The 24220-nt window shown below is 36.6% G+C and carries 22 protein-coding genes; 8 read left to right on the forward strand and 14 right to left on the reverse strand.

What is annotated here, in order from left to right:
- Position 1 precedes the first annotated feature (1 nt).
- From opp4B to J2S08_RS16470, 4 genes are all read right to left on the reverse strand, one after another.
- Positions 2-967, reverse strand: coding sequence for an oligopeptide ABC transporter permease (gene opp4B / locus J2S08_RS16455; RefSeq protein WP_307231415.1), 966 nt, complete (start codon positions 965-967; stop codon positions 2-4).
- A gap of 375 nt (positions 968-1342) precedes the next feature.
- Positions 1343-3061, reverse strand: a complete 1719-nt coding sequence (gene opp4A / locus J2S08_RS16460; protein WP_307231417.1) for an oligopeptide ABC transporter substrate-binding protein — start codon at positions 3059-3061, stop codon at positions 1343-1345.
- A gap of 25 nt (positions 3062-3086) precedes the next feature.
- Entirely contained in the window at positions 3087-4076 is a 990-nt protein-coding gene (locus J2S08_RS16465; RefSeq protein WP_307231504.1) for an ABC transporter ATP-binding protein, read from the reverse strand.
- Positions 4076-5104 carry an ABC transporter ATP-binding protein gene (locus J2S08_RS16470; RefSeq protein ID WP_307231420.1) on the reverse strand — a complete coding sequence of 343 codons (1029 nt, stop codon included), beginning with the start codon at positions 5102-5104 and terminating at the stop codon, positions 4076-4078. The genes J2S08_RS16465 and J2S08_RS16470 overlap by 1 nt, the downstream gene beginning before the upstream one ends.
- Positions 5105-5370: 266 nt before the next feature.
- On the opposite strand from J2S08_RS16470, the gene J2S08_RS16475 reads away from it, so the two are divergent.
- Positions 5371-6990 (forward strand): ABC-F family ATP-binding cassette domain-containing protein, encoded by a 1620-nt coding sequence (locus tag J2S08_RS16475; protein ID WP_307231506.1) that lies wholly within the window; start codon positions 5371-5373, stop codon positions 6988-6990.
- 81 nt (positions 6991-7071) lie between these two features.
- On the opposite strand, the gene J2S08_RS16480 is transcribed toward J2S08_RS16475, so the two are convergent.
- From J2S08_RS16480 to J2S08_RS16490, 3 genes are all read right to left on the reverse strand, one after another.
- Complete coding sequence (locus J2S08_RS16480; protein ID WP_307231422.1) at positions 7072-7932, reverse strand: DUF421 domain-containing protein; 861 nt, start codon at positions 7930-7932, stop codon at positions 7072-7074.
- Between the two features lie 83 nt (positions 7933-8015).
- Positions 8016-8219 (reverse strand): DUF1657 domain-containing protein, encoded by a 204-nt coding sequence (locus J2S08_RS16485; RefSeq protein ID WP_307231424.1) that lies wholly within the window; start codon positions 8217-8219, stop codon positions 8016-8018.
- 103 nt (positions 8220-8322) lie between these two features.
- A complete protein-coding gene (locus J2S08_RS16490) occupies positions 8323-8529 on the reverse strand; it encodes a DUF1657 domain-containing protein (RefSeq protein WP_307231426.1) in 207 nt (68 codons plus the stop codon).
- Between the two features lie 356 nt (positions 8530-8885).
- Between J2S08_RS16490 and pepF the strand changes: the two genes are divergently transcribed.
- The 5 genes from pepF to J2S08_RS16515 all read left to right on the forward strand — a co-directional run bounded on the left by pepF (position 8886) and on the right by J2S08_RS16515 (position 12971).
- Positions 8886-10700, forward strand: coding sequence for an oligoendopeptidase F (gene pepF, locus J2S08_RS16495; RefSeq protein ID WP_307231428.1), 1815 nt, complete (start codon positions 8886-8888; stop codon positions 10698-10700).
- A 224-nt stretch (positions 10701-10924) separates the two neighbouring features.
- Entirely contained in the window at positions 10925-11251 is a 327-nt protein-coding gene (locus tag J2S08_RS16500) for a PadR family transcriptional regulator (RefSeq protein WP_307231430.1), read from the forward strand.
- On the forward strand, positions 11251-11649 hold the full coding sequence (locus J2S08_RS16505; protein WP_307231432.1) for a permease prefix domain 1-containing protein: 399 nt from the start codon (positions 11251-11253) through the stop codon (positions 11647-11649). Before J2S08_RS16500 ends, J2S08_RS16505 begins: the two co-directional genes overlap by 1 nt.
- Before the next feature lie 17 nt (positions 11650-11666).
- Positions 11667-12332 carry a 2TM domain-containing protein gene (locus J2S08_RS16510; RefSeq protein WP_307231434.1) on the forward strand — a complete coding sequence of 222 codons (666 nt, stop codon included), beginning with the start codon at positions 11667-11669 and terminating at the stop codon, positions 12330-12332.
- A gap of 153 nt (positions 12333-12485) precedes the next feature.
- Positions 12486-12971 (forward strand): acyl-CoA thioesterase, encoded by a 486-nt coding sequence (locus tag J2S08_RS16515; protein ID WP_307231508.1) that lies wholly within the window; start codon positions 12486-12488, stop codon positions 12969-12971.
- A 123-nt stretch (positions 12972-13094) separates the two neighbouring features.
- On the opposite strand, the gene J2S08_RS16520 is transcribed toward J2S08_RS16515, so the two are convergent.
- Both J2S08_RS16520 and trhO read right to left on the reverse strand, forming a co-directional pair.
- Complete coding sequence (locus tag J2S08_RS16520; protein WP_307231437.1) at positions 13095-14063, reverse strand: DnaA ATPase domain-containing protein; 969 nt, start codon at positions 14061-14063, stop codon at positions 13095-13097.
- 801 nt (positions 14064-14864) lie between these two features.
- Positions 14865-15839, reverse strand: coding sequence for an oxygen-dependent tRNA uridine(34) hydroxylase TrhO (trhO, locus tag J2S08_RS16525; protein WP_307231440.1), 975 nt, complete (start codon positions 15837-15839; stop codon positions 14865-14867).
- Positions 15840-16540: 701 nt separating this feature from the next.
- Here trhO and J2S08_RS16530 point away from each other — a divergent pair.
- Complete coding sequence (locus J2S08_RS16530) at positions 16541-17158, forward strand: exonuclease domain-containing protein (RefSeq protein WP_307231442.1); 618 nt, start codon at positions 16541-16543, stop codon at positions 17156-17158.
- Positions 17159-17573: 415 nt separating this feature from the next.
- Here J2S08_RS16530 and J2S08_RS16535 read toward each other — a convergent pair whose 3' ends face one another.
- Complete coding sequence (locus J2S08_RS16535; protein ID WP_307231445.1) at positions 17574-19763, reverse strand: DNA topoisomerase III; 2190 nt, start codon at positions 19761-19763, stop codon at positions 17574-17576.
- A gap of 242 nt (positions 19764-20005) precedes the next feature.
- On the opposite strand from J2S08_RS16535, the gene J2S08_RS22600 reads away from it, so the two are divergent.
- Positions 20006-20323, forward strand: a complete 318-nt coding sequence (locus J2S08_RS22600) for a hypothetical protein (RefSeq protein WP_370875702.1) — start codon at positions 20006-20008, stop codon at positions 20321-20323.
- Here J2S08_RS22600 and J2S08_RS16545 read toward each other — a convergent pair.
- From J2S08_RS16545 to J2S08_RS16560, 4 genes are all read right to left on the reverse strand, one after another.
- A complete protein-coding gene (locus J2S08_RS16545; RefSeq protein ID WP_307231447.1) occupies positions 20309-21103 on the reverse strand; it encodes an MBL fold metallo-hydrolase in 795 nt (264 codons plus the stop codon). The two genes, J2S08_RS22600 and J2S08_RS16545, sit on opposite strands and share 15 nt — an antisense overlap.
- 297 nt (positions 21104-21400) lie before the next feature.
- A complete protein-coding gene (locus J2S08_RS16550) occupies positions 21401-22621 on the reverse strand; it encodes a cation:proton antiporter (protein WP_307231449.1) in 1221 nt (406 codons plus the stop codon).
- A gap of 10 nt (positions 22622-22631) precedes the next feature.
- The gene (locus J2S08_RS16555; RefSeq protein ID WP_307231451.1) at positions 22632-23123 is read right to left on the reverse strand and encodes a cation:proton antiporter regulatory subunit; all 492 of its coding nucleotides are present in this window, start codon (positions 23121-23123) and stop codon (positions 22632-22634) included.
- Positions 23124-23172: 49 nt separating this feature from the next.
- Complete coding sequence (locus J2S08_RS16560; protein WP_307231453.1) at positions 23173-23739, reverse strand: tyrosine-type recombinase/integrase; 567 nt, start codon at positions 23737-23739, stop codon at positions 23173-23175.
- Positions 23740-24220 lie beyond the last annotated feature (481 nt).

Below are 24220 nucleotides of genomic sequence, written 5' to 3' on the forward strand. Positions count from 1 at the left end.
TTTAATCTAGCCGAATTCGCGGATCAACAATTCCGTATAAAATGTCTGCAAGTAAATTTCCAAAAAGGGTTAAAAAAGAAAACATCATCGTCAAAGTCATTAAAACGGGATAATCTCGCGTTTGAACAGAATTTAAAAACAATTGTCCAATGCCAGGGTACGTAAAAATGGTTTCAGTAATAATCGCACCATTGACAAGAGAAACAAGGTCAAATCCTAAAAAAGTAACGATTGTAATAATGGAGTTTCGTAAAATGTGAACATGATAGATTTTACTTTCCCGTGTTCCTTTTGCCCTTGCAGTCCGCACGAAGTCTTTGCGGCTATTTTCAATTATGTCGTTTCTTAAAAACTGTGTATAGCTAGCGGTGCTTAATGCTCCTAGTACGACAGCCGGTAAAATAACGTGCCGAATGCGGCTAAGCCAATAGTCAACTGTTCCTTCCGTTAATTGAATATCTACAGAACCATTGGAAGGAAATACATTCAGCTGAAAAGAAAAAATATAAATGGCAAAAACAGCAGCAACAAAAGATGGAATAGCCAAACCGAGATAATTAAGCCCCCCAATGAGATGATCGCCAAGTGTGTATGGTTTTCTTCCAGCATAAATCCCCATCACAAAAGCGAGAATATAAGTAATGAAAAGCGCTGATGCACTTAAAAAAATGGTATTTGGAATCTTTTCAGCGATGATATCTTTAACAGGCATATGGAAACGTGTTGATTTTCCAAAGTCGCCCTTCATAAAATTGCTAATCCAGCGAATATATTGTGTAAAAATAGGGTCATTATATCCGAGTCTTTCTCTCATTTCTTCGATATACTTTGCATCGGTAATTTCTGGATCAATTTCTCCACTGAAGGGGTCTCCTGGCATTAATTTTGCAAGTGAAAACACAACAATGGAGATAAGGATTAACATTGGAATCATACCAAGTATTCTTCTCAGGCTATATTTAAGCATTAGACATTCCTCCTCCCCTTATCTATTCAGCTTTTGTATTGCATCAGTGGGGGTTCATCAATAACTCCCCACTGATAGATATTTCACTTCATCCACTTTTTACTTGCCGTCAAGCGACACCTTGAGAGAGAAAACACCTTTTTAGTTCATAAGATATATTGTTGGATCGAACAAATCGGACATTTTTCCAAAATAGATTCTGAGTATGAGAAGTCAAAGATAAGAGAAGTTTCCCATTAATTATATCTAGGATACTTTCCTTTCAGATAGAGGGGTCTTCCGCAACAAGACATCGAACAAAATAGTGTCCTTTTTTGAGGACGTTTCGTTCTTAGCTTGAGATCCTCTTGCACGTATACAAGTAATTGATTCACTTTATTCCTCAATCCACCATTCATGAGGTCTATTTTTCCCAGAAAGGTCTAAAGTCACCCCTTTCACTCTCTTTGAAACAGCCATTACGTTTTCCAATTCGGCAATCGGCAACAGCGGCAATTCTTCATTTAAGAGTTTTTGCCATTCTACATAAATTGCTTTCCGCTTTTCCTGGTCAGTTCCAACAATCTCCATATTTAATGCATCTTCAATTAACTTGTCACTTTCATTATTTACCCATCTAGGGTAATTCAAGATCGTATCAGAAGCCCAAATACCTGACGGGTCAGGGTCTGCACCAGTTGACCAGCCACCAAAGAATGCCTCTACAGAAGGGTCCGCATTTTGCAATTGATCATAGTAAAGGTTTGCATCGATCATGTTTAATTCGGTCTTGATGCCTACATCTTCCCAATATTGAGTAATTGCTTTTGCCCGCGCCTCAAATGTTGGGTTGCCAGTATCATAGTGGCCGAATTTAATGACAAATTTCTCACCATTTGGATCTTCACGCCAGCCATCTCCATCCACATCTTTGTATCCAGCCTCATCTAATAGCTCCTGTGCTTTTTCAGGGTCATACTTATACTGTTTTAACAAATCGTTATCAGCGGAAATCCAGTGTGCTGTTGGAATTGGGCGATTCACTACTTTCCCTAGTCCAAAGTAGAACGCATCGACCCATTCGTTTCTATCAATTGCTGTAAGAAGAGCTTGACGGAGCAGCTTGTTTTGAAATTTTGGCTCATTCATGATGTTTTTCTCCCCATCCCAAGTGCCAAGTCTGAAGCCAATGTAGTAATAAGTTTTATCAGGAGCTCTAACCACTTCTACATTTCCGAGTTTCTCAATTTCCTCCAAATTACTCGGATGAAATTCTGTCATGTCAAGTGCTGCGTTCTTTAACTCTCCAACAATGATCTCTGGGGCAATTACTTTAATAATCACTTTTTCGATATGCGGCTTTCCTTGCCAATAATCTTCATTGCGAACAAGTTCGACAGACTCGCCGGGAATTATTTTACTCACCTTATATGGACCGAGTCCAATCGGTTTTAGCCGCACTTGTGGTGAACCTGGTTGATCTTCAACTTTAACATTTTCAAACTCTTTTCGAGACATCGGATATGTCCAGACGTTTTCCAGATTATTTACTCTTGCTTCATCAAACGTTATTTCAATCGTATAATCATCTATTTTCTTCAATCCCGAAATGCTATCTGCTTTTCCTTCCCGATAGGCAGGAACCCCTTCAATCGTTTGTACATTTTTGTAGCGCGGCCCCTCGTATTTTGCATCAGCAAGCACCTCGATGCTAAAAATCCAATCATCTACTGTTAACTCTTCACCGTTATGCCATTTTACTCCCTTTTCAAATGTAAACAGATACGTTTTGTTGTCTTCTGTTTCCCATTTGGCGATACTTGGCTGCGGCCTAAGCTCTTCGTCATACGTTATTAAGCCATCATCAAAAAAATCAATCACTTCACTATCTACTGTACCTTTGTAATAATTAACATTGAAAATTCCATCTGGCGGACTATCAATGGCATAGACGAGAGTTCCACCATCTCTAGGACCTGAAGAGATTGGCTTCTCTATTTCTTTCTCTTGATTTTCATCTCGTTTCGTTGCTTTATTGCCGCTACAAGCGACTAAAAAAATCGATGCAACAAGAAATACTGCTGTTATCCATAAGAAAGATTTTCTTTTTAGCAATGATCTTTCCCCCCATCGTAAATATTCAATCGTAGAGAATACAAGCAACCTGATGTCCTTGTTTCACCTCCTTTAAAATTGGCTTCACCTGCTGACACTTTTCTTCTGCTACTGGGCATCTCGTATGAAAAGGACAGCCCGACGGTGGATGAACGGGATTAGGAACATCACCTTCAAGAACAATCCTTTCCTTTTTCTTTCGTGGATCTGGCTCGGGGATTGCTGAAATCAACGCTTGTGTGTAAGGATGCAGCGGATTTCTATATAAGTTTTTTTTATCCGCAAGTTCTACGATATTTCCTAAGTACATGACCCCAATCCGGTCACTCATATGTTTAACGACACTTAAATCGTGAGCAATAAATAAATAAGTTAAACCAAATTCATGCTGTAATTCTTTTAGCAGATTTAATACTTGCGATTGGACAGATACATCTAGAGCTGAAACAGGTTCATCTGCAATAATCAGCTTAGGTTTAAGTGCAAGCGAACGTGCAATCCCAATCCGTTGTCTTTGTCCCCCGGAAAATTCATGTGCATATTTATAATATGCATCTTTAGGCAATCCGACTTTTGTTAATAACTCCATCACTTCCGTTTTTAATTGTTTCATCCTTTTGCCTGTATAATTTCGCAGCGGCTCTGATATGATATCCCCAACCATTTGTTTCGGATTCAATGATGCATAAGGATCTTGGAATACCATTTGAAAATTTTTTCTCTCCCTCCGTAATGTTCGCCCCCGTATATGAGTAATATCTTTTCCGTTAAAAAAAATTTTTCCTGCTGTAGGCTGAAGCAGTCTTAGTATCGTTCTTCCAACTGTTGATTTCCCACAACCAGACTCTCCTACAAGACCGAATGTTTCCCCGCTTTTAATTGTAAAACTAATGTTATCAACTGCTTTTACTTCAGCAACTTTTCTTCGTAAAAAACCGCCCTTAACTGGATAATAGGTTTTCAGATTTTGAACGTCTAATAATTGTTTGTTATTTCTCCAGTCTGTGTTTTTCATCACGATATGCCCATCCCTTCTTTTGGCATGCTCGTATCATAAAGCAAGCAGGACACTTCATGGCCACTTTCTATTTCAGCAAGTATCGGTGTAATCACAGTGCATTCCGGCATCGCCTTTGGACATCGTGCAGCAAAACGGCAGCCGACTGTTGGCATCTCGTTCAGAGAAGGAACAATTCCTTTAATAGACGACAATTCCTTTTTCTCTTCATCCATTTTCGGAATCGCACCTAATAATAAGGAAGTATATGGATGTTTCGGATTGTAAAACAGCGTATCTACATCCGCCTTTTCTACCATTTTTCCAGCATACATTACAATTACGTGATCACACATTTCTGCAACAATACCTAAATCGTGAGTAATTAAAATAATCGCCATATCATTGGCATCTTGAATTTCTTTTAACAGTTCTAATATTTGGGCTTGTACTGTCACATCTAGTGCTGTTGTTGGTTCATCGGCAATTAAAAGCTTAGGCTGACAGGCAATCGCGATGGCTATCATAACACGCTGTCTCATTCCGCCTGATAGTTGATGGGGGTATTCATCCATCATTTTTTCAGGTCTGGAGATGCCAACACTTTTTAGAAGCTGAATACTTTGGATTCTCGCCTCTTTTTTAGAGATTTTCATATGATTTAAAAACGCTTCACTCACTTGAAACCCAATAGTGAATACGGGATTTAAAGACGTCATTGGTTCTTGAAAAATCATCGAAATATCCTTCCCGCGTATTCGATTCATTTCTTGTTCAGATAGTGTGTCAAGCCGCTTGCCTTCAAAATAAATATGACCGCCAACAATTTTGCTTCCTTGCTTCGGAAGCAGCTTCATGATAGATAAAGACATCACACTTTTTCCGCATCCTGACTCCCCAACAACTCCTACTACTTCACGGCGTTTGATACTGAGTGAAACGTCATCTACTGCGTTATGATAAGTCCCATTGATGTCAAAGGCTGTTTTTAAATTGGCTATTTTTAAAATGGCTTCTTCGTGATGAATGTTTGATTTGATCTTCATCATGACACCTCTATCTTTTTATTATGTAGTTAGTGTTTTAAATTCATATTATGTAAGCGTACAATAGATTATTATCTTTATTCATTGGTATTTGATTTTTCTGAAAAAGATCGTCGCAGCTTTCTTCCTTATTATAGGTATACTTCTAATAGGTAGTATTTTTTCCACCAACAAGGAAAATGGCGGATTGTAGCTCACAAATATATCTTGTTAGCTGCATCCATGCTATAATCATTTAGATGATAAACAACGGAGGAATGAAAAAATTGATTACTGTAGATAATGTTAGTTTACGATATGGGGATCATACATTATTTGAAGATATTCATCTTAAGTTTACCCCAGGAAATTGTTATGGTTTAATCGGAGCAAACGGAGCTGGAAAATCCACTTTCCTTAAAATTCTATCAGGTGAATTAGAGCCGCAAACAGGCAACGTTCATATTACTCCTGGTGAACGACTGGCAGTGTTAAAGCAAAATCACTTTGAATATGATGAAGAAAATGTCATAGATGTTGTCATGATGGGCCATACTCGTCTATATGAAGTCATGCAAGAGAAAAATGCTATTTACATGAAGCCTGACTTCTCAGACGAAGATGGAATAAGAGCAGCAGAATTAGAGGCAGAATTTGGTGAATTAAATGGATGGGAAGCTGAATCAGAAGCAGCTATTTTATTAAAAGGATTAGGGATCAGCGAGTCGCTCCATGACAAAAAAATGGCAGAACTCTCCGGCTCAGACAAGGTAAAAGTATTACTAGCTCAAGCCTTATTTGGCAAACCTGATATTCTTCTCCTAGATGAGCCGACTAACCATCTAGACATAAAAGCAATTCAATGGCTGGAGGAATTCCTCATACAATTTGAAAATACAGTTATTGTTGTTTCTCATGACCGTCATTTCTTAAACAAAGTATGTACACATATTGCCGATTTGGATTTCGCAAAAATACAAATCTATGTTGGCAACTATGACTTCTGGTATGAATCCAGCCAGCTGGCGCAAAAAATGCAACAAGATACTAATAAAAAGAAAGAAGAAAAGATAAAAGAACTACAGAAGTTTATTGCTCGTTTCAGTGCTAATGCTTCCAAATCTCGACAAGCAACTTCACGAAAAAAATTATTGGAAAAAATTACTTTGGACGATATTAAGCCTTCTTCCCGAAGGTATCCATTTGTTCATTTCGCACCTGACCGTGAAATCGGAAATGATTTACTGCGCGTTGAAGGGCTTACTAAAACAATTGATGGTGTCAAAGTGTTAGATAACATCAATTTTATTATGAATAAAGGCGATAAAATTGCACTTGTCGGCGAAGATGAATTGGCAAAGTCGACCTTGCTACAAATCTTAGCTGGAGAAATCGAGCCTGACGAAGGAACCTTTAAATGGGGGATTACAACGAGCCAAGCATATTTTCCAAAGGATAATGCCAAATACTTCGAAAACATTGACTTAACGCTTGTAGATTGGCTTCGCCAGTATTCACCTAATGATCAAAGTGAGAGCTTCCTTAGAGGTTTTCTCGGCAGAATGCTTTTCTCTGGTGAAGAAGTGTTAAAAAAAGCAAATGTCCTGTCTGGAGGAGAAAAAGTTCGTTGTATGCTATCAAAAATGATGCTTAGCGGTGCAAACGTTCTTCTGTTAGATGAACCGACTAACCATCTTGACTTAGAATCGATTACTGCCTTAAATAATGGCATGATCAGCTTTAAAGGTTCGCTCCTTTTCACCTCGCATGATCATCAATTTGTTCAGACCATTGCTAACCGCATCATTAACCTGACACCAAAAGGTATGATCGATAAACAAATGTCGTATAACGAATTTCTTGAAAATGAAGCAATTCAGCGTGAAATAGAAGCAATGTATCAATGAATTATTGAAAGAAGTAGTCAACATAAGTTGGTTACTTCTTTTTTAAACAAAGCTTTGTTGGAAGCATTTATTGATAAGCTTTTACGCTTTCAATAAATGCATAACCTTATCTGTTATAGCCGCTAATTTTTCCGCATTTTTTTTGTACATTTGTTTTGCTTCAGGTACTTCTGTTTGCAATGAAAATAATTCAAGATCAGCTTGTGTTTTTTTCAAGACAGCGAGCAGCAAAGGTCTGGTCTGTGGAGTAGGGACTTGTATTTGATCGTCATAAATATCTACAGTTAATTCACCAAAGTGGTCTACTTGCCCAATAAAGACATTATCAACCGTAACGTTCAACTTTTCCAATTCTGCTTCTAGCCATTGACGATTATAACCACTTTCAGCCAGCGGTTCGTCCATTATTTCACCTTCCATGATCACTGTCTGCGGCTCTTTTTCAGCTGCGACGGTTATGCCTAGTTGTTTAGGGGTGAGCGGTTGTTTTTCTTTCTTGAGCAGAACGTTTAAATCCCCATTCGCTTCTAAAATAGCGAATTCAACATCGGCAACTCGATATGCATCCTTTTTGCGCAGCAGTTCCATTAAGTCATCTACTGTATATTTTTCTTTAGCGAGATTTTCTTCTTGAATTTTACCATCTTTAATAATAACCGATGCTTTTCCTTCAATAAAATCGCGGAATTTTTTGTTTTTCATTGTCGCTAAATTTACAAAGAAAGGGATAGCTGTCCACACAATTAACCCCATTACACCAACATAATAATTACTTTCCAGCCCAGTTGAAATTTCAGCTGCAATACTTCCAATTGTAATGCCAATAACGTATTCAAATAAGGACAGCTGAGAAAACTGTTTCTTCCCTAACCATTTTGTCAACAGAAATAAAATAATTAATAAGGTGAAAGAGCGAATGATAACTTCTATCCACTGTGACAATATTGGTAAACCTCCCTTTTACATTTTAACGTAATGTTCAATAAGCTATTGCTAAAGATCAACATTTTTAGAATTCCATCTTTCTAAGGCTGATATTGTCGTTCTTCCCGCTCTAATGTCATTAATCTTTTTCGAATATCCTCAATGATTTCATCCATCTCGATCATAGATTCATGAAAAAGACGCTGCTCATTGTCTACTGTTGTTTTTAAAGCTAATTCACTAAAGCTGGCTTGTATGCTTTTCAAATTTGCATAAGACGTTTTTACGTTGGAATATACTGTCACTTTCAAATCCTCCATTAACAATATACTTCAAATCTCAGCTTCTACAGTAAAGCTTTATTAAAAGCTAGGATGACCCATTACAATGAGCCATCCACCATAGTTGCTACTGCTCTCGATATTGGGGTTCTTCTTCTTCTACTTGATGTAAACGTGGTAAAATCGAATCAATAACTAGCTGCGTTTGTTCAGCAGCATTTCGGTACAACTGCTTTGCTTGTTGGTTATCTGTAGCTAAGGCAAAACTTTCTAAGTTAGCTTGTGCACTTTTTAACCCTGAAATCGTTTGTCTTATATCGTTAATAACAGTCATACTTTTTCCCTCTCTTTCGTTTCTTTAGAAAATCATCTGCTCATGACTTCATTTTATTTTGTGATAGCAATGTGTTAATTATCGATTGAAATGTTTTCCATCTTTGATATTACCGTATTTAAAATACTGGCATTCTCTGTCAGCTGTCTGTTTTATAAAGGATCATTATTTCTTAATGGCTTTACGTTCATATTGGAGATAGTCATCGTTCCATATTTCGGCTATACTAATATTTAGGATTTCGAAATAATTATATAGAGGTTGTTCAAAAGGGATATGGGAAAAATGAGAATTTCATATCATCATTCTTAAATTTCTTTACTCTTTCATTTGAACATCAAGAAAGGAGATTTTGGATGAAAAACCAAACTGAAAAACGATTCACACGGGCAGAAGTACCGGAACATTTAACATGGGATCTCCGTGACTTATTTGCCACAAAAAAGGATTGGGAAATGGAATGGAAAGCTATTCAGGAAGATTTACCGATAGTTACGAAGTTTAAAGGCAAGTTAGGAGAGCAGGCAAAAAATCTTTTAGATTGCTTAAAAGCAGCAGATGCGTTAGAACAGCGCATGATTCATGTGGCAACTTATGCCAATTTACAGCTATCCGGAGATGGAACCGATCCCGGAAATCAAAGCGACGCCGCCAAGGCAGCTGCATTGCTCTCTAAAGTAAGAGCAGCCCTCGCTTTTATTGATACCGAGATTCTCTCCTTATCTGAAGAGACCATAAAAAAGTACATAAAAGAAGAGAGCGAATTATCTGTTTATCAAAATCTTATAGATGATTTGCTTGAAAAGAAAGCCCATATGCTTTCAGCCGAAACAGAAGAAGCACTTGCATCCTTAGGTGAAGTGATGGGTGCACCATATATGATTTATCAACGAAGCAAAGCATCAGACATGCAATTTGCATCAATTACAGATGAAAGCGGAAATGAACTTCCGATGTCATTTGCTTTATTTGAGGATCGCTATGAACTTTCAAGCAATACAACAGAACGCCGTCATGCATATGATTCCTTTATTGCAACTTTAAAACAGTATCAGCATACTTTCTCAGCCGCATATGCTACTGAAGTAACAAAACAAGTAAAGCTTTCCCGCCTTCGTCAATACAGCTCTGTGACTGATATGCTGCTTAAACCGCAGCATGTAACGAAGGAAATGTATGAAAATCAATTAGATGTGATTCAAACGGAGCTTGCTCCCCACATGCGCCGCTATGCACAATTGAAAAAACGTCAATTAGGAATCGATCGCATGAAATTTTGTGATTTAAAAGCTCCACTTGACCCTGAGTTTAACCCAGCTACCACTTATGAAGAAGCTTCTGAAACGATCATGGATGCATTGCAAATCATGGGGACAGAATACAGTAATATGGTAAAAAAGGCTTTAACAGAACGTTGGGTTGACTTAGCCGATAATATTGGGAAAGCTACTGGCGCATTTTGTTCTAGTCCATACGGTGCTCATCCTTATATATTAATTACATGGACAAATACGATGCGCAGTGCCTTTGTGCTTGCACATGAAATTGGCCATGCGGGACATTTTTATTTAGCAGGAAAACATCAATCAAGGGTAAATACCCGTCCATCTACTTATTTCATTGAAGCACCATCGACTATGAATGAACTGCTGCTTGGCAATTATTTATTATCGAAGACGAAAGATGTGCGTATGAAACGTTGGGTTATCTTACAGCAGCTCGGTACTTATTATCATAATTTTGTTACACACTTATTAGAAGGAGCGTTCCAACGCCGTGTCTATGACCTTGCAGAGCAAGGATTGCCGATTACAGCTTCCCTTCTTTGTGAGCAAAAAGCTCGTGTGCTTTCCGATTTCTGGGGTGATACGGTTGAAATTGATGAGGGTGCCAGTTTAACGTGGATGCGACAGCCTCATTATTATATGGGTCTATATCCGTACACATATTCTGCTGGTCTTACTGTTTCAACTGCCGCAGCACAGATGATTTTCAAAGAAGGCCAGCCTGCTGTCGATCGTTGGCTTGATGTCCTAAAATCTGGAGGAACATTGAAACCACTTGAGCTGATTAGAAAAGCAGGGGTTGATATGTCAAATCCAAATGCTATTAAAGAAGCAGTAGCTTATGTAGGTACACTTGTTGATGAACTAGAAAAGAGCTACGAGTAAGCATGTGAAGTAATGCTTTAATATGTAAAGGCGTAAGCCCTTCATCCTTCAAGCGTTAAAGTAAATTTTAAGGCTGAACGAAGTATTTTATCTTCGTTCAGCTTTTATTTTTTAAAAAATAGGAATCAAAGTACTTCTCAATAAAATTTACTTTGACAGATAGAGTAATTTACGATAATATTACTCTATCATGTAGAGTATTAATCGGACAAGGAAGGAGAATTATGATTAGAAGCGATTTGATTCGTGGACATTTGGATTCCATTATATTACGGTTGATTTTTGAGAAAGATCAATATGGCTACGAAATATCAAAAGAAATTAGTTCAAGAACAAACGATCGATTTCAAATTAAGGAAGCAACTCTATACGCGGTTTTTCAACGACTAGAAAGAAAAGAATTAATTGAATCTTATGTTGGCAGTGTATCACACGGCGGAAAACGAAAATATTACAGAATCACCACTTTAGGAAAAGCTTATTTAAAAGAAATGGTAGAAGAATGGAAGGAAATAAAAGAAATCATCGATTTGTTTATGGAGGGATTATAATGAATAGATTGAAAAATCATGTAGATTATTTGTTTAAGGATATTCCAGACAGCGAACAAGTTAATACAATAAAGCAGGAAATTTTTCAAAACCTTGAAGAAAAAGTCTGGGACTTAATCTCACAGGGAAAAGAAGAAGAAGACGCAATAAATAAAGCAATTGTTGATTTCGGCGATATTGAAGAAATAAAAAATGAATTAGGGATAAAGAAGCCAATTAAAAAAAGAGCACCTAAATTAGATTTAGACTTTTCTATTTGGGGAAGTATGCTAATCATTGGATTATTTATGTTTATGAATTTCTATTATACCCCGAAAACGATTTGGTTTGTCTATCCTACATTTGTTGTTTTATGGTGGCCTCTTGCTTTGTTTTTTAGATTTCTGCGTTCTAAATAAAAGGGGGATTTGTGAAAATGAAATATGAGGTCGGCTTTTCTTATGCAGCAAGTATTTTAATCATCTTGTTTTTAATGATTACTAATTACTTAACAACTCCAAGTCATCTTTGGTTCATTTATCCAGCTTTTTTTCTTTTACTATGGCCAATAGGACTGCATAGCAAAAGGCAAGGGAAATATAAACAATATTCTTTTATTAGCAGCATGTTGATTATTGCTTTTTTTATCACTATTAATTATGTTGATTCGCCAGGCCATCCATGGTTTTTATATGCTTCTTTTCCAGTTATTTGGTGGCCAATTCTTGTTTCTTTAGAGGAACGCAGAAATACAATGACAGCAGCATTCATTGGATGCATCAGCACCATCCTCTACTATTCGGTTCTTAATGCTCTCGTTTCCCCGCAATACCCATGGGCTATTTATCCATCGTTTCTAGTTTTGTGGTGGCCGCTTGCTGTATACTATGCTAATAAAAATAAACATTTTGAATTTTCGTTATCTGGAAGTTCATTAATCATTCTATTTTTCATTATTGTGAACGTTGTTTCTACACCAAATACAATTTGGGCTGTTTATCCGATTTTTGTCGTCCTTTGGTGGCCATTAAGCATTTATTATTTTATACATAAAAGAAGACAATATCATATGGGAAAAGGTAGACTTAATGACATAAAGTAATCATTGAGTCTTCTTATTACTTGCTATGGATTTACTTCTTCATGTACGAAAAACACCTCTTTACAAACCCTAGCTTTTTTTTCGTTCCAATTTACGTTATAATGTCTTGATGATGCAAATATGAGGTGAAAGCAATTGAATAAGCGAACAGAAATGGCTATGGGTGAAACACTTGCTATCAAAACAAGCCATGTTTTCCCGCCAGATACGAATCATCACGGAACACTTTACGGTGGAAAGTTAATGGCTGATATTGATGACATTGCCTCGATTTCCGCGACAAAATTTGCTCGCTCCTCTGTTGTTACAGCCTCTACTGATTCTGTTGATTTCATAAAGCCTATTCGAGTTGGGGATGCTGTTACACTCGAAGCTAAGGTAACTTGGGCTGGGAGAAGTTCGATGGAAGTATTCGTCAAAGTAACATCTGAACATTTATTAACAGGAGAAAGATCTATTGCTGCACTTTCCTTTCTTACCTTTGTCGCACTAGGTCCTGATGGAAGACCAACTCCTGTACCTAATATTGTTCCACAATCAGAAGAAGAGCGCTGGTTGAACAAAACGGCTGTCAGAAGAGCAGAGCATCGAAAAAGACGAAAAAAAGAAAGCGAAGAGCTCGCACAATATTTTAAGTAATTTTCAGCCAGCCTTTCTAGTAAAAATACCGTGAATGATAGTCATGCTATCAGTGGAAGTTTTGCTCCCACTGATAGCTAGTTCTGGTAGAATAACAATCCTTTTAACATCACTAAATAGGCTTTACTTTATTTTCCCATATATTTTTTCTAGCCAAACATTTGTCATTTTTTGCTGTTCTATTAATTCTTCTAATAAAACGGAAAGCGTATGTTCATTATTTGAATGTTTAAACAAATTTTCCAACGCAGACTGCATCTGATTAGCGTCTTTCACCTCCCCCACGCCAGACTCTATCATATCGTCTTTCATTTTTTCCGCTGCAGAATGAATAATCAATCCCCAGCCAAATCGTTCAACTATTCTTTTCTTTAAGCCAATAATATGCCCTGGGTGTTTTTCAAACGTAAACACCATCTGTTTTTGGTGCATATACAAGTAGTCAATGATATTTATCAGTACTTCCTGCGCCTCTTGATTGCCAGCAAGAACATCCAGATCATCCATCATGAATAGATCTGCTTTTTGAAGCTGATGCTTAAAATCAGACAATTTATTTGTCCGCCTCGCTTGCTCCAACTGGTTGACAAAATGATCTGCATTTAAATAGACAATTTTTCCTTGGTGGTTATCGACAACTTCATTTGCTATTGCATGAAGCAAATGAGTTTTGCCTGTGCCAACAGGACCATAAACGTTTAATGGATTATAAGCGTCTCCTGGGCTGATAGCCACTGCCAATGCTCCAGCGTGCGCAAATTCATTGCTATGATTAATATGAAAGTTATCAAATGTATAAGCATTAAGAATTGGAAAAATCAAATCATCAAATTCTGTCTTAGAAGTGTTCTTTTCAATTGAAAGTCTATATTGTTTTCTAGTAACTTCATAAAGCGCCTCTGTCAGCAGCGGCAAAACAGCTGCTGAAAGCTTATCTTCGCAACCACTTTCCATTTGAAGCACCACATGATGACTCCTTGTATCCATACCTACTAATACTGCTTTATCTAGCCATTCATACAGTTCGGGTTCCTCAACCTTATCTTTTGCAAATTGCAGCACTCTTTCCCAAATTAAAGTTGTATCTGTCATATTCGCTGCTGCTGCTAATCATTTATCTTGCTCTTTTTAATATTATCGATCATGAGCAATCATTTAGCGGCAGCTGTCCCTCCATTCTTTTTAAATACTTGTTGCAATACTTATATAGTCAATTTCTTCTTTAACATATAAAGTGAAACTTCCATCAATGGGGGTTTTCTCTTCTCCCACTGATGGGAAGTAGAACAAAGCCTAAGGTCGCAGGCGTCCTCGAAAAGGAAACCGCTTTTCTTCGTGCGATGTATCGCTGCCGAAGCTTTCCTTGTCCTGTTGCAACGCCTTTGTGACCGACATCCTTGAAAAAGGATAGCACTTTTTCTTCGTGCGATGCTGATTCAAGAAGACTTCCTTATCCTGTCGGCCCGAACCAATTGGACATTTGACTTTCAGTTATCCCCACCTAGACTTCTACGATTCCTCTTACTCCCCGAGGTGGGGGTCTTACTACCAGTTAGATGTGGGATAAAATGAAAGGTTGTTCTACCTTATTCGATACAATTGCAGTGCTTTCCTCTCGCAAATGAAATCTAATTGTGAAAATATCGGACAATCTAAAGCAACTTTTTTAATTGTTTCAGTAACGTGCCTATCAGTCAGATTTTCTTTCCTCCTCAATCTAAAGAAAACGAAGGAAATCGCTTTTTCCTATCAAGAAGTTCATTGCTAAAATAATCAGATATTTGCCTTTCAGCTATCCCCCTTACCTAGACTGCTTTTAAGAGGCGATTGTTCAAAAGATGTGGGATAAAAGAAAGAATAGGATAACCTTTAAAAAGGCTATCCTACTTTTTGTTAAGCTTGTTTAATTGCAGTTTCTTCTTCTAGTGATTGTAATCGCTCTTTCACTTCTACTTCTGTTAAACCATGTTCTTTTATATATAAATTTCGTGGATGAATTCGACATTCATGCGAACAACTGCGTAAATATTTATGTTCATTTTCTTCTGAAGAAAGTATTTGTTTATTACACTCAGGATTTGCACAGTTCACATAGCGCTCACATGGCTCGCCTGTAAAGTAATCTTTTCCGACAATAACATGAGTCTTTTGATTAATCGGCACACCTATTCTTTCGTCAAACACATAACATTGTCCATCCCATAATTCTCCTTGAACTTCTGGGTCTTTCCCATAAGTAACAATACCGCCATGCAATTGAGAGACATCTTCAAAGCCTTCTTTTAAAAGCCAGCCGGAAAACTTTTCACAGCGAATGCCGCCAGTACAGTAAGTTAAGATTTTTTTGCCTTCAAACTTTTCTTTGTTATTCCGAACCCACTCAGGAAGTTCTCGAAATGTTTTGATGTCTGGTCTAATCGCACCCCGAAAATGGCCCAAATCATATTCATAATCATTTCGTGCATCCAAAATAACTGTGTTTTCATCCTGCATTGCTTTAAAAAATGCTGTTGGTTCCAAATATTTCCCAGTTAGTTGATTGGGATTAATATCATCTTCTAATCTCAACGTAACTAATTCTTTTCGCGGACGAACATGCATTTTTTTAAAGGCATGTTGATCAGCTTCATCGATTTTAAACACGATATTATCAAAACGCGGGTCTTCTTTCATCGTTTTCATATAAACATCTGTCTGCTCGATTGTTCCAGAAACAGTTCCATTAATACCTTCTTGCGCAACAAGAATTCTTCCTTTTAAGCCAAGCTCCTTACAAAAAGCAAGATGTCTTTTCGCAAAAATTTCTGGCTCCTCAATCTTAACATACATATAGTACAAAAGTACTCTATATTGCTTTGTTTCTGACATTTTTCAAACCACCTAATTTGATTTATATTTGCAAGATATAAATGTATCTAGGGGATCAAGAAATTAGTTCCTTGCAAAACTATCCTTCTACACATTACTCTTACAAGAGTTTATCATACAAAAAATAACTTAAAAAAGCAAGTTAATGTCTCTATAATAGCGATTGCAACCCCTTGACTCGCTTATTTCTTACCATTATCACACTAAATAAAGCGAAACTTCCATGAGTGGGGGTTTTCTCTCATCCCCTACTGATAAGAAGTAGAACAAAGGCTAAGATCTCAGGCGTCCTCGAAAAGGAAACCGCTTTTCTTCGTGCGATGTATCGCTGCCGAAGCTTTCCTTATCCTGTCGACCCGAACCAATCGGACATTTGACTTTCAGTTATCCCCACCTAGCGCTTGTGATTCCTCTTATTCTTGAAGTGGGGGTCTTACTGTCAGTTTAAATCGGAACTTTCATCATCGTTGAACTAAGGCTCAGCTCGGGAACGTCTTCGAAAAAGAAGCTTGTTTTCGATCGCTTAAGTATTCTTCGTTTCGAAATATCGAGGTGAAGTCCTTGAGTAAAATCAAGACCATTTTTCATCTTCTCCTTTCTATTATTTTCTATGGTAAAATATGCACATATCTATTCATTTTGTTGTGTCCTCTGAAGTTGAAAGTTATTCGTTCATTGAGTCAAAAAAGGAGGAGATCTTTTTGAACAAAGAAATCAAAATTGGTGCAGTAGTAGATTTGGAAACAACCGGTCTTAGTCCAAGCAAACATGAAGTGATCGAAATTTCTATTTTAAAATTTCTTTTTTCTAAAAAAACGGGAGAAATAGTGGAACAACTGGAAGATTTCTACAGTCTCAATCAACCATCAATACCACTTCCATCTTTTATCAGAAAATTGACTGGCATAACAGATGATATGTTGCAAGGCCATAAAATAGATATCCAGCAACTTATGACATTTAGCCAAGATATTGAATATCTTATTGCTCATAATGCTTCCTTTGATCGCAGCTTTATGATAAGGCTCTCACCATTTTTCGTAGAAAAAAAATGGTATTGCTCGATGCGTCATATCCGTTGGAAAGAATACGGATTTACAAACAAAAAACTTCAGACATTGTTGGATAGCCACAACATTTTAAACGATACAGCACACCGAGCAAACAGTGATACAAAGAGTACCCTTACATTGCTGCAACAATTAAATCCTAAAGGCGAAACATATATGAAAGAAATGATGCTGCGAAAACCAATGCAAAAGCCTAAAATAGTGTTTAATGATCAACAGAGGCTCCCTGCTAATAGGCCAAATTTCTAGTAGATTGCTTGTTACTTACATATTTTGCATTTGCACTTTAACGGTACACGCTTTCTTATGATAAGAGTGCAAATTTTTAAGATCAGCATCTGATATTTATAAAACTGATCTTATATCTTGTGAAATCGTTCAATCATACAACGTGCTAATATCGATTCGTTTGTTAATGAATCCTTTATATCTTTTTATGAAACGCAGGAATTATAATCGAACGCATATATGATAAGCAGTTCACAAAGATTTATAAGCCAAAACATAATGATAAGATTTATAGTGATCGTCTATGTTTACTCTTAAAAACTATCTTTAGATTTCTCACATGAGAATCCATTTTAATCAAATTTTATTTAAAAATTACAAAAGAGGCTATTCATAAAGATACTAATCTTCGTGAATAGCCCCGGCAAGCATGGTATTAATCTAACTTCAAACCTTTTAATGCCTCTGATAACGCATTATTCAGGGGTTCTTCTTGTTTCTGTTGTTGTTTCAAATAATTTTGCACATAACGCTTATCTACTTTACCGCGAGATTCTTTCTTACGACGTTCTTGGAAAGAAGAAAACTTCTCACGATAGCCACATTTACACGTAAAGATTTGGCCGTTTCCTTCACCGCGAAGTTCTAATTTTTTCTTACATTGAGGACAGCGTGCGTTTGTGACACGTGCTACATTTTTACGGTGGCCACATTCACGGTCTTGGCATACAAGCATTTTTCCTTTTTTGCCGTTTACTTCTAGCATAAGTTTGCCACAGTCGGGGCAAGTTTTTGTTGAAATATTGTCGTGTTTATATTTTTTATTACTCGACTTAATTTCTGCAACAATTTCTTTTGTATAGTTTTTCATTTCAGAAATGAATACTTCTTTTTTTAATTTGCCTTTCGCAATTGCATCAAGCTTTTGCTCCCATTCAGCAGTTAGTATAGGAGATTTTAATTTTTCAGGCACTAAATCTAGCAGTTGGCGGCCTTTCGAAGTAATATGAATATCTTTTCCACGCTTTTCAATTAAGAACGAATTAAAAAGTTTGTCAATAATATCAGCACGAGTTGCAACAGTACCTAATCCACCAGTCGATTTTAACGTGTCGGCAAGCTGTTTATTTTGTGTTTCCATATACTTCGTAGGATTTTCCATAGCAGAAAGCAATGTTGCCTCTGTAAAGCGTGCTGGCGGCTTTGTTTGCCCAGATGTTTGAACGATTAATTTCACTTTTAATGTGTTTCCTTTTTCAATGCGCGGCAAGATTTGCTCTTTTAAATCCTCTGCTGTATCGTCATCTTCAAAATGATTCTCATAAACCTCTTTCCATCCACTAGATAAAATCGTTTTCCCTCTAGCCAAGAAGTTCTGATCCCCAATTTTTGCACGAAGCGTTAATTGCTCATATTCAAAGGCAGGAAATAAAACAGCTAAGAACCGTTTAACAACTAAATCGTATATTTTTCGTTCTTTGTCAGTGAAAGCTGAAAAGTTCACAAAACCTTCTGTTGGGATGATTGCATGGTGATCACTTACTTTATTATCATCAACAAACGCTTTAGAAACTTTAATTGATTTAGTTAAAATTTTATTAGCTAAAGAACGGTATTCGCCTACCCCACATGCTTTAAGACGCTCTGGAAGCGTTGTAACGATGTCCGATGAGATGTAGCGTGAATCTGTACGAGGATATGTTAAAACTTTATGTTGCTCATACAACTTTTGCATAATGTTTAACGTTTCTTTCGCTGAGTAGCCAAAGATTTTATTCGCATCGCGTTGCAGCTCTGTTAAATCATAAAGACCAGGAGAAAAAGACTTTTTAGGCTTTTTCTCAATTTCTGTTACAACAGCATTTTGTTCGCCCAACTTTTTCATAATCGCATCAATTTTTTCTTTATCAAAGCTGCGGCCATTGCCTTTTGCATCTTGCCAAGTCAGCGTTAAATTCTCAGTTGTTTGCGCTTCAATGCCATAGTATGTTTGTGCCTTAAATTTTTTAATCTCTTCCTCACGAGCTTCAATCATAGCTACAGTAGGTGTTTGTACACGACCACAGTTTAGTTGTGCATTAAAACGAGTAGTTAATGCACGCGTTGCATTCAATCCGATATACCAATCAGCTTCAGAACGGGCAACAGCTGAAGCATATAAATTCTCATATGCTTTACCAGGCTTTAAGTTGGCAAAGCCGTCCTTTATTGCCTTGTCTGTCACAGACGAAATCCATAAACGTTTAATCGGTTTGTTAACCTTCGTCTTAGCAATAATCCAGCGAGCGACTAATTCTCCCTCTCTCCCAGCGTCTGTAGCAACGATTATTTCTTTTACATCACTTCTGGAAAGTTGAGTTTTAACAACATTAAACTGTTTTCCAGTCTTTTTTATTACTGTTAATTTCAAACGTTCAGGCAGCATTGGCAGATCTTCTAGATTCCATTTATGATATTTCACATGATAACTTTCTGGGTCAGCTAATGTTACTAAGTGTCCTAGCGCCCATGTTACAATATATTTATCTCCTTCAAGATAACTATTGTTTTTTTTATTACATTTCAGTACACGTGCAATATCACGTGCAACCGAAGGTTTTTCAGCAATTACTACACTTTTTGCCATATTAAAAACATCCTTTCGAGTTCCGTAAGTTAAATATAGCATACTTATTTATTTGATTCAGTTATTCCGAAGTTTATCCCGATAGAAGCTTTTAGGCGCTTTATCAAGATTCAATTTAACGCTAAACTATCTACTTCTTTTAGATAAGGGAGTGCTTTCTTATATGGTACTGGGTTGGTGGGATAAAAAAGATTGCCAAAATAATCTTTTTTTATTAGGATGTAGAAAAGGAGTGGATATTGATGGCAAAAAGTAAAGCAAGAAAGTATCGAGACAAAATGATAAGAGAAGGAAAGCGTAATCCAGTAGAAAATCGTGGCATATATGTTTTAGCTGATATGCGCACACGAAGAACGAAAACGAAAATAGAAAAACTGCAACAACAAAAATACAAAGGTCGAATCTCCTATCATGATAAGGAAGATTTCGACCTTTTTACTTTTTATAGTTATACAACTGATCCTGAACCACAAGCAATAGAGCGTATTCAACCACACTTCTCCTACTTAATTCCACCTGTTCATCTCTTAAGCGAGTTTCTCGATTTAAATTTTGGATAAACTCGAACGCACTAGATGGGAAGGCGAATTTTCAAAAAAGGAAAAATAATGTAAAGGATGTCTTCTTGGAAAAAGCCGCTTTCGAATTTCTTGAACGGACATCCCCTGTTCATACAAGTATAGTATTTCACCCCTAATGTTTTCTAAGTAATCAAGCTTTTTCTTAATGACTATTTTTCCAGACTGAATGATTCCTGCATGAGCGCAAATATACGTATCAAAATCATAAGTTAAAATGGATTGCAATGAGTTTATCATAAGCGGAACTGATTCAAACGCAAACATACTTTTTGGATGAGGCAATACGTATAAATCTCCACCGAACATCCAACCTTTTTCACGATTATAAATAGCTACATGATCGTTTGTATGCCCTGGAGTATTGATAATCTCCCACTTATATCTATTGCCCTCATGTTCATTCTTAAACGCCAACGGTTCAAACGATTCACGTTTTCCCAATAATAAACGACGATACATCGGCAAATTAGCCTTCTTTTGGCAGATTGGGATGCCGACTTCATGAATATAGACTGGGAGTTGTTTTTTTATCTGAAGCCAAGGAGCCAAGCCAGTATGATCTTCATGATGATGGGTTAGGAAAACTTGCTCTATTTCCCAACGTTCGTATAAGGACGCTAGTGTATGATGACATTTTGCCGGCCCAGTATCGATTAAAATTCCATCTACAAAATAGACAGAAATAGATAGACTTTGCCTAGCAAAAGTTACGATCATCTCGGCTTGTAAAATTTCCTCTTTATGATTGATTGTAATCATCCTTAACATCCTCTTCTTAAATCAAACTTTATAGAAACTGTTTTGTTATGATTGAAATGCTAAATAAGCAACCGAAAAAAGGATGTGGCACTATATTATTTGAACGATGGAGACATGCAAATGCCAACCCTCGACTGAAAGGAGATTCATCCCCATTCATATACACTTGAGTACTTCCTATATAAATGAATGAACATTCATTCTTATTATACATCAAAAAAACTTACGAAGTAACTCCTTCTACACTTTTTAATAAAAAAATGAAAGGTAATAGACCTTCCATTTTTTAGTTATATTTTAATTAAATGAATTTATTCGTTTTCCTTCCTTTTCACTCCATTTAAATACTTTATCAAACAATTTATATATACGTTTGGACTCTTTTGCAAGTAAAGGACCAAAAATGGCTAGTATTAAAACATATACAGCGGAAAATGGTTTTAAATCTGGGTTTAATCCACCAACCAGACCTAAATTAATGATAATAATGGAGAACTCCCCACGAGCTACGATTGTTAATCCAATATTAAGTGAGGCTTTATGTGACAACCCTGATTGGCGGCCTGCGATCAAACCGGCAATAATATTTGAGATAATTGTAACGGCTACAGCTCCTAATGCTAGGTGTATAGCCCCTCCGAGTGACAGCGGATCAATACTAAGACCGAAACTAAAGAAGAATAAAGCACCAAAGAAATCACGGAATGGGATGACCATCTTTTTAATCCGTTGACTATGTTCTGTTTCTGATAAAACGAGACCGAAAAGAAGTGCTCCAATAGCTTCAGCAACATGAATATATTCGGAAAACCCTGCAATAAAAAACAAGGCTGCAAAAACAACAATGATGAAGATTTCATCAGATTTAATATTGAACATACGATTAATGTATCGTGTTCCGAAACGTGCAATGACGAAAAACAACAGCATATATCCAATAGAAATAGAGACAGATAAAAGCGTACCCCCTACGGAGGTTGCACCACCAAGAAGAATCCCTGACATCACTGATAAAAATACGGCAAGAAAAATATCATCAAATAAAACAATTCCTAAAATCAATTCTGTTTCCGCGTTTCCAGTACGTCGTAAATCTACTAGTACTTTTGCGACTATTGCAGTTGAAGATACAGCAACCATACCAGCAATAATTAATGATTCATATAATGGGAAACCGATTAGAAAACCGTAAATGAGACCGAGGATAAAGTTTAAGGCAACATATATCGTTCCGCCTATTGCAATCGAACGTCCAGATTTTATTAATTTTCCAACTGAAAATTCTAGACCTAAATAAAATAGAAGGAATAATACACCAATACGACCAAGAAATTCAATTATCTCTGCACTCTCAATAAACTTCAAATCAATGATTCCGATTACAGGGGCGTGAGGACCTACAACCATACCGAGAATAATGAGGAAAGGAATAATTGAAAACTTAAATCTGTTTGCAAATAATGCTGCAATTGCTACTAATACAAACGATGTTCCGATTTCAAATATTAAATTATCCATACTATACTAATCACCCCGTATTCGTTAATAATTCGCTAATCAATCTTTTGAGCTGTGTTCTTTCACCTGAAAGAACAAGTGTATCGCCTACATCAATAATGGTCTCTGAACCAGGATTAAATAACTGTTTCATATTTTTTTTCAAAATCGCAATAACTGTCACATTATATTTGTTTCTAACCTCTAAATTACCGATTGTTTGATTAATAGCTGGTGCATCCTGTTCTACTTTAAACCATTCAATTAGTAAATCATCAAAAGCCATCTCAATCGTATCAAGCGCTCTTGGTTTGTACACCATGCCACCTAGTATTGCTGCCACTTTTCTCGCTTCTGAATCATTTAATATCACACTCGAAACGCTTTCTTCATGATCAGTATCAAAGTGATAGATCTCTCTGCGTCCATCGTCATGAACAACAATGACTATTTTTTCATCATTCCGTGTTATTACCTCGAATTTAACTCCAATACCAGGCAGTTCAACTTCTCTAATGTTCACTATAACTCCTCCTTTAACTTGCTTTATCGTGGATTAAGGGGTGCCGTTCTTAAAGATTCACATCAATCTCCGTTTTAATAGGCTTGTCTTTACTAATTCCAAGATATTTATATGTTTCTGACGGGCTTGAATGATGGAAATGTTTCTGAAGAAAAGATATAGCGACTCCTTGTATATAGGCATGGTATCCAAAGGTCTTCCGTAAAGAGTTTGTACCAATTTTCCCCTTTATCCCCACTTTTTCAGCTGCCTGACAAATGATGCGATAAGCTTGTTGACGTGTGATCGGTCTTTGCGTTTTTGTCGATTGAAATAAGTAGTCTTCATTTCTCAAATGTACAGTTTTCACATAGTGTAGTATAGCCTTTTTCACTTTTGGATTGAGATATATCTCCATTGGGGCTTTCATATCTTTAGTCGGAAGGGAATAAAAATCCTTCACCACACCGTCTCTTTCTAAAACCTCTCCAACTTTAATATTCAACAGCTCAGTTATCTTTAATCCTGTATTAATCCCTAACACAAAGAGCATAAAATCTCGTTCTGAATGTTTCTTAAAAAACCTTTTTAGCGCGTTTATTTCCTTTTTATCCTTTAAAGCTTCTACATATTCCATCAAAATTATCTCCTTGCCCATGTTACATAACTATATTATAAATACATGTTATGTAACATGCAACAATTAATTAAAACTAATATTTTACATCACTAATCATCGCAGTGATAGCCGCATCCTTAGTAGATAACGTGACCGCTTTGTCCTATCAAGAAGCTAATACTACGTTTTGTGATGACAAACGAAACAAAAAATTGGACAAAGGTACATTGCATCATTTCCTGTCTTATGTAAATTTACTTATTTTAACTTCTTTGTAGTTGCTTTAGTAGGGCTCGATTTGTAACAGCACCTATTCTATATAGTATTGTTTTTAACAAATTTACTATACTGAAGAAATGAGAGGCTTTTCATATTGTTTGTGATTTGTCAAAAACACTAGTAAAAGGAAGATTCCATTTATGTTAACCAGGGTGAAAAGGATTTTTTTCTATGCAAATCTTTAATAATCATATAAAATAAAAGTATGCTTCTGCTCACA

Source organism: Bacillus chungangensis (assembly GCF_030812995.1).
In the GTDB taxonomy this organism is placed as follows: domain Bacteria; phylum Bacillota; class Bacilli; order Bacillales; family Bacillaceae_C; genus Bacillus_CF; species Bacillus_CF chungangensis.